We start from the raw sequence: 13,009 nt of genomic DNA on the forward strand, positions 1-13,009 counted from the left end.
ATAAGTTATCTGTTTAATTATGATCCAAGCTATTATGGAAACTGACAAAGGGTTAATTAAAATAGACTTATATAAAGAAGATGCTCCTAATACTGTGGCTAATTTTGTTGATTTAATAAATAAAGGTTTTTATGATGGCTTATCTTTTCATCGTGTTATTAAAGGATTCATGGCTCAGGGAGGCTGTCCGAATACAAGAGAAGGTGCTTCTGGGATGCCCGGAACAGGAGGACCTGGATATAAGATTGATTGCGAAATTAATAGTAAGAAACACGTTCCAGGTGCTTTGTCAATGGCCCACGCTGGCAAAAATACCGGTGGAAGTCAGTTCTTTATAGTTCATGAATCTCAGCCACATCTTGATGGAGTTCATACAGTTTTTGGTTATACAGATGATTTGGACGTCGTATTATCCCTCGAGAATGGTTCAAAGATTATTAAGGTTAGTATTTCTGAGTAGTGGATTTTAGGCAATCCAACTAATTGCCAAGGAAATGGTCTGATTTCCTTTGTTTTCTTCAATGGCGTTGTTGATATCTATTTGATTTAAATCCTTTAACTTAAGCTTGATATTCTTAAAATTGTGTGATGGGTGAATTGCTTGCTCTAGGGTTTTAGAGAACAAGATACCCACTCTTTTTGTATTGGCCCACTCAGATATTTCCTTAACAAATGAATAAATTGATTTGATTTGTATATTTTCCTCACTTACATATTTATTTTCTTCAAATATTACTCTCCAAATAAATAATGGTCGATCTAGTAATGCATTTACTCTTGAGCTATTCTGAGAGGTTAAGTTTATCTTTCTGGAAGTTGCAGCACTTTCCGCTCCTTTTTCTAACATAGATATATCTTCTATATCATAATCACCATCCCAGAAAGCAATTATTGATTTACCCAGATATTTTTCTGGATTTATATCTTCTTCACTTATATAATGACCTAGCTTTGTTCTTTTAACTGCTAGATAAGCTGCATTATGGTCCGTAGGGCATATAACCAGTGGCTCTCTGCTTTCTACTTTCAGGCCATAACCTCCTAACCCAGCAATCTTTCTAGGATTATTAGTTAATAACTTAAGTCTATGTACTCCCAAGTCAGAAAGTATTTGCGCACCAACTCCATAATTTCTTAGATCTGCGGGAAACCCAAGTTTTTCATTGGCCTCGACAGTATCAAGTCCACCATCTTGCAGGCTATAGGCCTTTAACTTGTTAATTAGTCCAATACCTCTACCTTCTTGTCTTAGATATACAACTATTCCTTCGCCTTCTTTAGAAATACGAGATAAAGCAGCCTCTAATTGTGGTCTGCAATCGCATCTTAGAGATCCAAATGCATCACCAGTAAGACATTCAGAATGCATTCTTACAAGTACTGGTTCTTTAAACTCTGCTTCTGAACCTTTTATTAATGCGATATGTTCTGTACCATCTAATTCATTTTTATAACCAATAGCTTTAAATTCGCCAAATATACTTGGAAGCTTAGTGATTGCTTTTCTATATACAAATCGCTCGTTCTCTAGTCTAAATCTAATAAGGTCAGCAATACTAATTATTTTTAGTCCCCAACTTCGCGCGTATTGTTGTAATTCTGGTAATCGTGCCATAGATCCATCGGAGTTCTGGATCTCACAAATAACACCCGCGGGTGAAAGACCTGACAATAAAGACAAATCTACAGCTGCTTCTGTATGGCCAGCTCTTTTTAGTACTCCCCCTTTATTTGCTTTTAGAGGAAATATATGACCAGGTCGCCTTAAATTAGTGGGTTTAGTTTTTGGATTAATTGCTACTTGAATCGTTCTCGCTCTATCTTCTGCAGATATTCCTGTGGATACACCGTATTCAGGCCCAGCATCTATGCTTATGGTAAAAGCCGTTTGATTCGAATCAGTATTCCTATCTACCATTAAAGGAAGATCTAGTTGATCCAGCCTTTCTCCATCCATTGCGAGACAGATCAATCCTCTTGCCTCTGTAGCCATAAAGTTGACTTGTTGTGGTGTAGCAAATTGCGCAGCACAAATCAAATCACCTTCATTCTCTCTACTCTCATCATCTACAACTACAACGCACTCACCATTTCGAATAGCAGCTAAACCATCCGCTATCGGATCAAAAACTATATTCATCGGAATATCTGGTTTCAAATTTTTCCCCTTGTTTTGATGAATCAGTGTAATCAAGCCATAATTGTGAATTAGACAAACTTTGATCGTCCAATTTGATGGACTGTTATTCTAAATACTCTTATGTCTTTATCAAACAATAATTCAAACCGCGTCGCGATCATAGGGGCTTCTGGATATGGGGGGCTTCAACTAATGAGATTATTAAGTGATCACCCGCATTTCAAAGTAACTTTTTTGGGAGGTAATAAAACAGCTGGTAATAAATGGCACCAAATTGCACCTTTTATTAAGTCCTCTGAGGACCTTACTGTTAGGAAAGCCGATCCAGAAGATATAGCTGAGCATGCAGACTTTGCATTGCTTAGTCTTCCTAATGGCCTTTCTTCTCAGTTAACCCCTGAATTGATAAAAAGAAATATTCGTATAGTTGATCTTTCAGCAGATTATCGTTACCGCTCCTTGTATCAATGGAAGCAAGTATATGTAAAAGAATCCACCAAATATATCCGTAATGACGATTCCTTATGCAGAGAAGCAACTTATGGAATTCCGGAATGGAATGAAGGTGATATTAGGAAGTCAAAACTTGTAGCTTGCCCAGGTTGTTTCCCAACAGCTTCATTACTTCCTTTAATGCCTTTTCTCAAACAAGGACTTGTTGAGAATGAAGGTTTAATAATTGATGCCAAAAGTGGTACCTCTGGAGGCGGTAGGGAGCCTAAAGAGCATTTGCTCTTATCTGAGTGCTCAGAATCAATAGCACCATATTCTGTTTTGGGACATAGACATACTTCTGAAATTGAGCAGCAAGCAACTCTTGTTTCAGGGACCCCCATTCAACTTCAATTCACACCACATTTAGTTCCAATGGTCCGTGGATTGCTATCTACAGTCTATGCACGATTAAGGGATCCGGGTTTGACTGCAGAAGATTGCAAAACCGTATTGGAAGCTTTTTACAGATCACATAGCACTGTAGAAATACTTCCTGTTGGAATTTATCCCTCAACTAAGTGGGCTAGGTATACAAACAAAGCATTATTATCATTACAGGTTGATAAAAGGAATGGGCGTCTTATCTTAGTTTCAGTAATTGATAACCTAATTAAAGGTCAGGCAGGTCAAGCAATACAGAATCTAAATATTATGGCTGGATTCAGTCATGAATTAGGCTTACCTTTAACTACTTTCTATCCATAGTTATTTATTCTCTCCATAGACGAGCTGCTATTGCAACACCAACGTAGAGTATTTTATGCTCTCTTTTTTGTACTCTTCTTAATAAAATGTTTTCATTGTCACTTTCAAAGATAGGTACTGCAGATTGAATTAAAATTGGACCAGAGTCAACTTTTTCTTTTACAAGATGTACGCTACAACCTGTTATCTTGACTCCTGATTCTAGAGCTTGCTTTATAGCATTATTACCTGGGAAACTAGGTAATAGTGATGGGTGTATATTTACTAGCCTATTGGGATATTTATTTATTAAGGTAGATGTAACTATCCTCATCCAACCAGCCATTACAATACCTTCTATCTTGTACGATTCGAAGTATTCAATGATTTCACGATCTAGGCTTTCTCTAGATTCAAAACTTCTATGATCTAATATTACATATGGAATATTATATTTTTGGGCTTTTTCGATAGCCTTACATTTAGAGTTGTTAACTACTAGACATTTTATCTCAGCATCAAGTTTGGAATTCTTAATAGCATTTATTAGCGCTTCAAAATTAGTCCCACTACCAGATGCCATTACTCCTAATCTTATTTTGGGTTTAAAACTATAAAACTGACTAACTTCTGGTGAAGTAATACTATGGCCAACACTTAAGTTCATATTCTTACCGAAACTTTCAACCAAGGCAATTAAATCGAGTATATCCTATGAACTTTATATTTACATAGGCTCAAATGTTTTTATTTACTGAGTTTTGTTCTACTCCAAGTACTTTCTGACTAAGAGCATACATACTGTAAATGAAGATGGCTTATGAGCTTAATTGATCATCCAAATATGAACCTTCCTGACTACAGCCCTAATAATTCTTCTCTTCAATGGGAAAGGTTTAGTGAGCTTTTATGGCATAACGAAGAACTTGGCTTGTGGGTGGATATTAGCAGGATGAATGTTAATGAACATGAACTAAAAGAATTAAAGCCAATTTTCCAGAAGGCCTTTGAGGCAATGAATTCTCTTGAAAAAGGTTCAATGGCCAATATTGATGAGGAAAGGATGGTTGGACACTATTGGCTTAGGAATCCAGACCTAGCGCCCAGTAGGGATATATCTAAATTAATAGCCAATCAAATTAGTCAAATCGAGCAATTTACCACATCTATTTTAAGTGGAGACATCAGATCTGATGCTGGAGAATTATTTACAGATGTTCTTTGGATTGGCATAGGTGGCAGTGGCTTAGGACCTCTTCTCCTTATAGAGTCACTACAGGAATTAAATAAAGGACTGAAATTTCATTTTCTTGATAACGTCGACCCAATAGGAATAGATAAAAAACTTGAACTTCTACAGTCGAAGCTTTCAACAACTTTATTTGTTGTTGTTAGCAAGTCTGGAGGCACACCAGAACCTCAGATAGCGATGGATCAAGCTAGGCATGTTGTTGAAACCAATGGTAAAAATTGGCCTACAAGATCAGTAGCCATAACAATGTGCAATAGCCTTCTAGATAACAAAGCTAAGCAAGAGAACTGGTTAAAGACTTTTGATTTACCAGATTGGGTAGGAGGTAGAACGAGTATCACTGGAGCAGTCGGCCTTCTCCCCTTGGGTCTAATAGATTCTGATCTTAAATCTTTTCTATTAGGTGCCTCCAAAATGGATGAACTTACCCGAAATAATGAATTATTAGATAATCCAGCAGCCTTAATGGCAATGGCCTGGTATTCATCAGGATCAGCAAAAGGTTTGAAAGATATGGTTGTACTGCCATATAGAGACTCTTTAGAAGTTTTTAGCCGTTATCTACAACAACTCGTTATGGAATCATTAGGTAAAAAGAATGATCGAGAAGGGAATATTGTATTTCAGGGATTATCAGTATATGGGAACAAAGGCTCTACTGACCAGCATGCATATGTACAACAACTTAGAGATGGTATTAACAATTTCTTTGTTACTTTTATAGAAGTTCTTACTAACAACGAATCACCTTGCCTAAATAATAAGTTACCTGGTGATTACCTTTCTGGGTTTATGCAAGGTACGCGCTTGGCACTTAGTGATAGTAATCGGCAGAGCTTAACAATTACGCTAAAAACATTTGACCCTCTTAGCTTAGGTGCCTTGATAGCTCTATTTGAAAGAACTGTTGGCTTATATGCTGAGTTGATTAACATTAATGCTTATCATCAACCTGGAGTCGAGGCAGGTAAGAAGGCAGCAGCTGATATATTGAATCTACAGCTACAAATTGAAGATATTCTTTCAGACTACAGTAATTATTCAATCGAACAAATTTCAACTAGGTTGTCATCAAGTAACTCAGAATCAATATATTTTATACTTAGAAACTTAGTATTTAATAATAAATATTCAGCAAAAGGCTCTTGGAAAAATCCATCTTCTCTTATTTTTAAGAGAGAGAAGTTGTAATCCTAGTAGACAATATTAACTAATTTGCCCAGAACAACAATTACTTTCTTATAAGAACCATCTATTAACCATTTCTTGGCTATATCGCTGTTTAGTGCGATTTTCTCTATTTCTTGTTTATTAGTTTCACTAGCTATTTTAATCGAACCTCTAACCTTGCCATTCATCTGTATGACAAGTTGATAATTATCTTGTTTTAGGGCGTTAGGATCAAATTCAGGCCATTTTTGCTCATGAACACTACCTTTACCTTTTAGTGTTGACCAAGCTTCTTCTGCTAAATGTGGAGCAAAAGGAGATAATATTCTGATTAAGATTGATAATGATTCATTCACAACTGATATCCTACATTTACCTAGTAGTTCGTTCATATTATTACTAAGCTTCATTAGTTCTGATATTGCTGTGTTGAATTGATTCCCTTCATTAAGATCATTCGAAATTTCTTTTATTGCTAGGTGTACTGACCTTCTTAAAGAGATTTCGTCTTGATTAAGATTATTTAGATTATTATTCTCATTGCTATCTAAAGAAAGTTTGTTGTAAGTTTTGCTTTCATTTATCAGTCTCCATAATCTTTGTAAAAATCTATATTGGCCTTCCACATCTGCATCGTCCCATTCTAGATCTTTCTCTGGAGGAGCTTTAAACAAAATAAACATTCTTGCGGTATCTGCTCCATATTTATCTATTACAGTTGATGGATCAATACCATTATGTTTAGATTTGGACATCTTTTCATATATCAACTCTAAAGACTCGCCTGTTGATGGGTCTAATGGAGTCTTTATATTGTTAATTTTGTTGGGAGGAATATACTTACCAGTTTTAGGATTTTTAAATGTAATTCCTTGTACCATTCCCTGAGTTAATAATTTTTTAAATGGCTCGTCTATTGAAATCATATCTTTGTCTCTTAGAACTTTTGTAATAAACCTAGCGTATAAAAGATGCAATATTGCGTGTTCAATACCACCTACGTATTGGTCTACAGGCATCCATCTATCTGCTAGATTCTTATCAATGATGTTTTTCTTATTATTTGGATCAATAAACCTTAAGTAATACCATGATGAGCAAATAAAGGTATCCATAGTATCGGACTCTCTTCGTGCGATTCCTTTGCAAATAGGACATTGTGTTTTAGTCCATTCATTATCTTTTAAGGGTGAATTACCTTTTCCAGAGAGTTGTATATTTGTAGGAAGAAATACTGGTAAGTTTTCCTTTTCTATTGGGACTATGCCACACTTTGCGCAATGAACTATTGGTATGGGACATCCCCAATACCTTTGTCGTGAAATCAACCAATCTCTTAACTTATAAGTCGTCTTCTTTTCTGCCCAGTTCTCTTTAATACCCTTTTCTGTTATTAAGGATTTTACTTCATCTGATTTTTGACCATTGAAGGGTCCTGAATTTATCATTACGCCAACCTCACTATACGCTTTAACTTCTTTTTTCTTTTCTATTATTCCAGATGGTTTAATTACATATTTAATAGGTAGAGAATACTTTTGTGCAAAATCTAAATCCCTTTGATCATGTGCAGGTACTCCCATTACAGCACCAGTTCCATATCCAGATAAAACGTAGTCAGCAATCCAGATAGGCAGCTTTTCTTGATTAATCGGATTAATAGCATAAGCTCCAATTGCCATACCATTTTTTGGCTTTCCTTCAGCAGTTCTTTCTTTATCACTTAATTTAGATACGTAATCCCTAAAATTAGATAGATCATTAATTAATTTAGGGTCTACTAGTTTATCTACTAGCTTGTCTTCCGGAGATAAAACAAGATATGTACTTCCAAAAAGTGTGTCGGGTCTTGTTGTGAATACGCTTAGATTCTCTTTCTCTTTTGTTAACAGTTGAAAGTTAATCTTTACACCTACCGATTTCCCAATCCAATTGGATTGCATCGTCTTTACTCGTTCAGGCCATTCAGTCAGAGTGTCAATATCTTTTAGCAATATTTCAGCATAATCAGTAATTTTCAGGAACCATTGCTTTAGTTGCTTCTTTTCTACTAAAGCACCTGATCTCCATGATTTACCATCGGCATCAACCTGTTCGTTAGCTAAGACTGTTTTATCTACTGGATCCCAATTGACAGTAGCCGACTTTTGGTATGCAAGACCAGCCTCATATAACTTTAGAAAAATACTTTGCGTCCATTTGTAGTATTCACTCTTTGACGTTGTTTGCTCTCTATCCCAATCTATAGAAAGACCTAGTCGATCTAACTGAGATCTCATGTGAGAAATGTTTTTCTCTGTCCATATATCAGGCTGGATATTTCTCTCTATGGCTGCGTTTTCAGCTGGAAGACCAAATGCATCCCAACCCATCGGATGAAGGACCGAAAATCCCTTCATCCGATGAACTCTTGCTATAACATCCGTTATTACATAATTTCTGACATGTCCCATATGCAAATTACCTGAGGGGTAAGGGAACATTGAGAGTGCGTAAAAAGTTTTTTGGTCTTCTTTCGGTTCTCTGGTTTTATAAAGTCCACTGATTTTCCATTCGTTTTGCCATTTTTCCTCAATGAGTTGAGGTTGGTAGCTGTCTGCCCTAAGGCTTTTTCGAGAAATGCTAGAGGAAGTATCTGTCACTTAATTTGATTACAAAGAATAGATAGCCTTTTACAGGTTAATATTAACCTTGCTAAGGCCATCTATGTTAGAACTTCTATACTGTAGATTATTTGGACTTAGTTAGTAAGCTTGCTTATGAAAAACGGATGTTTTAAATGACGTTAATTGGCTTTAAGAAATACCATGGACTTGGTAATGACTTCATAATAATAGATGGCAGGTTTAGCTTACTGCCAAGCTCTATAGTTTCTGCAGAAAAACATCTAGTAATATCATTATGTAAGAGACATTATGGAATTGGATGTGATGGAATCATTCTTATTTTACCTCCAGTTGCTGGAGGAGACTTTAGAATGAAAATATTTAATTCTGATGGAAGTGAACCCGAAATGTGTGGCAATGGTATTAGGTGCTTAATACGTTATATTTTAGATGATTCAGAGGATGATTTTGTTGATAGCTTTATAGTTGAGACACTAGCAGGCAAGATTCAAATTAATATTGAAGAAGGTAATATTAAAGTTGATATGGGATCGCCCATATTTGCTCCAGAAAAGATACCTACTACTTTGCCAATTAACGAGAGGGGCATTCCTCAAGGCCGAATCACTATTTTAGATCAAGATTTTTTAGTATCAGCTTGTAGTATGGGAAATCCACACGCAATTATAGAAGTTCCAACTATTAAAAATATACCCTTATATGAATGGGGGCAAAAGTTAGAAACTCATCCGGTTTTTCCAAAGTATACTAATGTTCACTTTGTACAGGTTAAATCTCGATCAGAAATCGAAATTTTAATATGGGAAAGGGGTTGTGGCCCTACCCTTGCTTGCGGAACGGGAGCTTGCGCTTGCTTGGCAGTTTTAGCTAAATTAGGTAAGTGCAATGATCTAATCCTTGTTAAGCTACCAGGCGGGGAATTAGAGATTAATTGGCCAAAAATGAAAGGTTCTATCTTTATGATAGGCGATGCTAAATACGTATATTCAGGTTCATTTAATATCTAACTATGCGATACAATACAACTAGCAATAATAGCAATCTATACTTAGATGCCTGTTCTACTACACCTCCATTAAAATCAGTAATTGAAGAGATATCCCGTATACAAATGTATCAATGGGGTAATCCATCAAGCCTTCATAAATTTGGTCTTAGGTCAGCTGAAATTTTAGAAAGAAGTAGGTATGATATAGCTAAATGTTTTAAGTTTAAGGAAGATCAAATAGTATTCACATCAGGAGCAACAGAGTCTATCAATTTAGCAATTAGAGGCTCACTAGTTAATACTAATCCAGGTCGAATCGTAATTAGTTCTGTAGAGCATCCAGCAGTTGTATCAGCAACACAGGCCTTAATTAGATATGGTTGGGAGGTTATCACTTGGCCGGTAGATAATCATGGTATTATAAAATTAGAATATTTAGAAGAATTAGTTTCTCCTCCCACAAAGCTTGTTTCACTAATCTGGGGTCAAAGTGAAATCGGATCTATTCAGCCAGTAAAATTAGTTGGTGAGATATGTAGAAATAAAAATATTATTTTTCATATCGACGCTTCTCAAATAATTTCACAGGGACTTTTTAATCTAGATGATATCTATTTTGATTTGATTTCATTATCTGCCCATAAATTTCAAGGGCCTCAAGGAATAGGAATGTTACTTATGGGTGATAATATAAAGGATTGTTTAACACGTTTTCATGGAGCTGGCGAACAGGAATATGGCATTAGATCAGGTACTCAGGCAGTAGCTTTGGTTGCTGGCATGTCTATAGCTGTTAATAGCATTAAAAAACGTTTATATTGCGAACATGAAGATACTATTTTCGAGGAAACAAAAGTCAAAAACCTAACCAACCTGCTACGTAAAGAACTAACTTTAATCAAAGGTCTTAAACTAACAGGTCATCCTTCTAAACGACTACCACATCATTTGTCTTTTACAGTCAGCGACGAAAATAATTCTCCTATTTCCGGAAGAGATATAGTAAGAGAATTATCTCGTAAAGGTCTATTTATTAGTTCTGGTACTGCATGTTCTTCTGGGCAAGCTAATGACAGTCTTATATTAGAAGCAATAGGTGTTGAAAAGCAGTTGCGTCAATCTGGTATAAGACTTAGCCTAGGCCCATGGTTATGTGGTCAAGATCTAAACCAAATCCCTTCAATATTACGTACCGTTATAGAATTCCTAACAATTAGATAATCTTTAATAAGCAAAACACATGATTAAAGACTTACCTTTCGATCTCAAGGAGGCAGAATTACAACTATTCGAATCTCTGTCTAAATCATTCATTTCTAAAAAATCTTCTCGCCTCTCTGTTGATTTACTTTTTGAAGGCCTTAAAATTACTCCAATTGTTTTTCGTACAGCACGTAAGTTCATTGAATCTGGTACAGATATAAAAATCTTATTTTCAGATTTTGGCTCCTGTGCATTAGCCCAACGAGATTATCCAGAATTTAAAGATAGTATCTATACATTTAAGGATTATATAGGTAGTGATCAATTGACTAATATTGAAACTGCCTTATTTGTTGTTTCACCAGAACCTTATGATTTTGATCAATTTAGTCTTCTAGCAGAGAAAACTAATTTATTGATTGTTATGTTTAATGGCAGACTAGAGGATACAGCGGTTGGTATAGGAAGTGTAGGAAGAGATAGACGGACAAAATTTATATCATCTTGGTCTAAATCCTATATGTTACAGCCTCTTTCTAAGGGTGCACTTATGTATCATTCCGATGTTGGTTGGCAGTTGTTTAAATATACAAATATTGGATATCGAAAAATAAAAACATATAATATTAGACCAGATGAAGATATTATTAATATTGATTTATTAGAATTATAGTCAACACTGTCATGAAGCTTTCAAAATTTGCCGGTATTTTTATACTTCTAATATTAGCATTTCCATTGTTTAGTAAATCTTCGATAAATATTGTTAGAGATTTTTATAATGTATTATATCTGGTATTTTTTCCTTTCAAAGAATCTAGAACTATATGTTCAACTTTACAGGACTCTATAAAAGGTGAAGTTATCAATAATATCAATCACTGGAGTATTACAGTTCTAGATGAGAATGGAACAATTATATCAGATATAAATGGAAACGTTCCTAGAATTCCAGCTTCTAATCAAAAGCTTATTACAACTGCTTTTGCATTAGACAGATTAGGCCCAAGCTTTAAACTCACCACCTCATTATTAGCAGATAATAAAGGCAATTATGTTATCTTAGGTCAGGGTGACCCCGATCTAGACTTAACTAGTTTACTTAAATTTGGAAAAATAATAGTTTCTAACTCTCAAGAGATTAAAACAAATAAGTTGTATATTTCTCTTCCAGAAACTCCTAGATCTTACTGGTGGCCATCTACTTGGACCTCTGCCGATAGATTAAACGCTTATGGAGCTCCAATTACTAAGCTAGCTCTATCAAGCAACTCCTCTATTTATTCTATAAAATCACCTCTGGAGAATTTTATTTATTCCCTACGATCACAAATAAACTCTATAAGTGATTCCTTAGTCCTAGAAATTAGTTCTAATTTATCACCAAGATCAATCAATTCTTATAAATTATTATCAAAATCTACATCAGCTCCTCTCTATGCTCTTATTGGTTTAGCAAATTCTGAAAGTCATAATTTCACTTCTGAGGTTTTGCTTAGAACAGCCGCAAGAAATTGGTCACCTCAAGTAGCTTCCTATAGAATTAAAGGGTGGCTTAATACTTTGCCACTTCCTTCACCTGGCTTCCTTGTTGCTGATGGAAGTGGTCTTTCTCGGTCTAACTATGTAACAACTAATGGTATATCTCACCTTTTGTATAACATGAGTAACCATATTTATAAGGAACATTATATATCTTCACTATCTATTATTGGTCTAAGAGGAACTTTAAAAGATTTTCCAGCTTCTAATCAACTTACAGGTAGATTTTATGGTAAAACTGGAACCCTTACAGGCGTAAGATCTATATCTGGTTATTTAAAGACAGAATATGGTTATAAGTATATTAGTGTAATAAGTAATGGTCTTTCCTCTGTAGAGTATACGTTAGCTAATATTTTGAACTCTATCAACAATAATCATTACTGCAGTGATGGGTAAATATTACTTGAACTTTTGCTGAAGCTCCGTTGCCACTCTCTCTGGCACCATATGATTTATTTCCCCTCCAAATGCTGCAACCTCTTTAACAACTGAACTACTTAGAAAACTAAAATGTGCTTCTGTTGCCAAGAAGACAGTTTCATAGTTTTGATTAAGAGTTCTATTTGTGTGGGCTATTTGAAGCTCGTACTCGAAATCACTCATTGCTCTTAACCCCCTCAAAATTAAGTCTGCATTTTTTCTTTTTGCGAATTCAACCGTGAGACCTTTAAAGCTGCATACCTCAACTCCCCTAATTTCTTTGGTGGCATCTTTTATCTGCGCAATTCTGCTTTCTAAAGAAAAAGTTGGAGATTTAGTAGGGTTTTCTAGTACCGCTATTACCACTTCTCCAAATAGTGAACAGCCCCGTTTGATTAGGTCTAGGTGGCCTAAGGTCAGAGGATCGAAACTTCCTGGATAAAGTGCTTTCATAGTTAATTTGTTCTTTTTTGATCGTATTGTTT

The 13,009-nt window shown here is 35.4% G+C and carries 11 protein-coding genes; 7 read left to right on the forward strand and 4 right to left on the reverse strand.

All coding sequences use genetic code 11. The features are described 5' to 3' along the window. Window positions 1–19 precede the first annotated feature (19 nt). The gene (locus P9211_RS04240; protein ID WP_012195423.1) at window positions 20–460 is read left to right on the forward strand and encodes a peptidylprolyl isomerase; all 441 of its coding nucleotides are present in this window, start codon (window positions 20–22) and stop codon (window positions 458–460) included. Between the two features lie 6 nt (window positions 461–466). Here the strand turns inward: P9211_RS04240 and ribBA are convergent, their stop codons facing one another. Beyond that, the gene (gene ribBA / locus P9211_RS04245; protein WP_012195424.1) at window positions 467–2,140 is read right to left on the reverse strand and encodes a bifunctional 3,4-dihydroxy-2-butanone-4-phosphate synthase/GTP cyclohydrolase II; all 1,674 of its coding nucleotides are present in this window, start codon (window positions 2,138–2,140) and stop codon (window positions 467–469) included. Window positions 2,141–2,260: 120 nt separating this feature from the next. Here ribBA and argC point away from each other — a divergent pair, with 120 nt between their 5' ends. Beyond that, window positions 2,261–3,340 carry an N-acetyl-gamma-glutamyl-phosphate reductase gene (argC, locus tag P9211_RS04250; RefSeq protein ID WP_012195425.1) on the forward strand — a complete coding sequence of 360 codons (1,080 nt, stop codon included), beginning with the start codon at window positions 2,261–2,263 and terminating at the stop codon, window positions 3,338–3,340. 4 nt (window positions 3,341–3,344) lie between these two features. Here the strand turns inward: argC and purN are convergent, their stop codons facing one another. Further along, entirely contained in the window at window positions 3,345–3,986 is a 642-nt protein-coding gene (purN, locus tag P9211_RS04255; RefSeq protein ID WP_012195426.1) for a phosphoribosylglycinamide formyltransferase, read from the reverse strand. A 177-nt stretch (window positions 3,987–4,163) separates the two neighbouring features. Here purN and P9211_RS04260 point away from each other — a divergent pair, with 177 nt between their 5' ends. Then, complete coding sequence (locus P9211_RS04260; RefSeq protein ID WP_012195427.1) at window positions 4,164–5,762, forward strand: glucose-6-phosphate isomerase; 1,599 nt, start codon at window positions 4,164–4,166, stop codon at window positions 5,760–5,762. A 2-nt stretch (window positions 5,763–5,764) separates the two neighbouring features. Here the strand turns inward: P9211_RS04260 and leuS are convergent, their stop codons facing one another. Next, window positions 5,765–8,383 carry a leucine--tRNA ligase gene (gene leuS, locus P9211_RS04265; protein ID WP_012195428.1) on the reverse strand — a complete coding sequence of 873 codons (2,619 nt, stop codon included), beginning with the start codon at window positions 8,381–8,383 and terminating at the stop codon, window positions 5,765–5,767. A gap of 137 nt (window positions 8,384–8,520) precedes the next feature. On the opposite strand from leuS, the gene dapF reads away from it, so the two are divergent. Genes dapF through P9211_RS04285 form a run of 4 tightly spaced genes read left to right on the forward strand, consistent with a single transcriptional unit; the run spans window position 8,521 to window position 12,500 of the window. Continuing rightward, window positions 8,521–9,375 (forward strand): diaminopimelate epimerase, encoded by an 855-nt coding sequence (gene dapF / locus P9211_RS04270; protein ID WP_012195429.1) that lies wholly within the window; start codon window positions 8,521–8,523, stop codon window positions 9,373–9,375. Between the two features lie 2 nt (window positions 9,376–9,377). Then, a complete protein-coding gene (locus tag P9211_RS04275; protein ID WP_012195430.1) occupies window positions 9,378–10,577 on the forward strand; it encodes a cysteine desulfurase family protein in 1,200 nt (399 codons plus the stop codon). A gap of 19 nt (window positions 10,578–10,596) precedes the next feature. Next, entirely contained in the window at window positions 10,597–11,232 is a 636-nt protein-coding gene (locus P9211_RS04280) for a DUF1995 family protein (RefSeq protein ID WP_012195431.1), read from the forward strand. Window positions 11,233–11,243: 11 nt separating this feature from the next. Further along, window positions 11,244–12,500 carry a D-alanyl-D-alanine carboxypeptidase gene (locus tag P9211_RS04285; protein WP_012195432.1) on the forward strand — a complete coding sequence of 419 codons (1,257 nt, stop codon included), beginning with the start codon at window positions 11,244–11,246 and terminating at the stop codon, window positions 12,498–12,500. Between the two features lie 3 nt (window positions 12,501–12,503). On the opposite strand, the gene coaD is transcribed toward P9211_RS04285, so the two are convergent. Continuing rightward, complete coding sequence (coaD, locus tag P9211_RS04290) at window positions 12,504–12,977, reverse strand: pantetheine-phosphate adenylyltransferase (RefSeq protein WP_012195433.1); 474 nt, start codon at window positions 12,975–12,977, stop codon at window positions 12,504–12,506. Window positions 12,978–13,009 lie beyond the last annotated feature (32 nt).

The organism is Prochlorococcus marinus str. MIT 9211 (assembly GCF_000018585.1).
Lineage (GTDB): Bacteria > Cyanobacteriota > Cyanobacteriia > PCC-6307 > Cyanobiaceae > Prochlorococcus_D > Prochlorococcus_D marinus_B.

Excerpts from the sequence above, each read along its gene's own strand:
- P9211_RS04240 (WP_012195423.1), top strand. The coding sequence starts at position 20 with ATGATCCAAGCTATTATGGAAACTGACAAAGGGTTAATTAAAATAGAC.
- ribBA (WP_012195424.1), bottom strand. The coding sequence starts at position 2,140 with ATGAATATAGTTTTTGATCCGATAGCGGATGGTTTAGCTGCTATTCGA.
- argC (WP_012195425.1), top strand. The coding sequence starts at position 2,261 with ATGTCTTTATCAAACAATAATTCAAACCGCGTCGCGATCATAGGGGCT.
- purN (WP_012195426.1), bottom strand. The coding sequence starts at position 3,986 with ATGAACTTAAGTGTTGGCCATAGTATTACTTCACCAGAAGTTAGTCAG.
- P9211_RS04260 (WP_012195427.1), top strand. The coding sequence starts at position 4,164 with ATGAACCTTCCTGACTACAGCCCTAATAATTCTTCTCTTCAATGGGAA.
- dapF (WP_012195429.1), top strand. The coding sequence starts at position 8,521 with ATGACGTTAATTGGCTTTAAGAAATACCATGGACTTGGTAATGACTTC.
- P9211_RS04275 (WP_012195430.1), top strand. The coding sequence starts at position 9,378 with ATGCGATACAATACAACTAGCAATAATAGCAATCTATACTTAGATGCC.
- P9211_RS04280 (WP_012195431.1), top strand. The coding sequence starts at position 10,597 with ATGATTAAAGACTTACCTTTCGATCTCAAGGAGGCAGAATTACAACTA.
- P9211_RS04285 (WP_012195432.1), top strand. The coding sequence starts at position 11,244 with ATGAAGCTTTCAAAATTTGCCGGTATTTTTATACTTCTAATATTAGCA.
- coaD (WP_012195433.1), bottom strand. The coding sequence starts at position 12,977 with ATGAAAGCACTTTATCCAGGAAGTTTCGATCCTCTGACCTTAGGCCAC.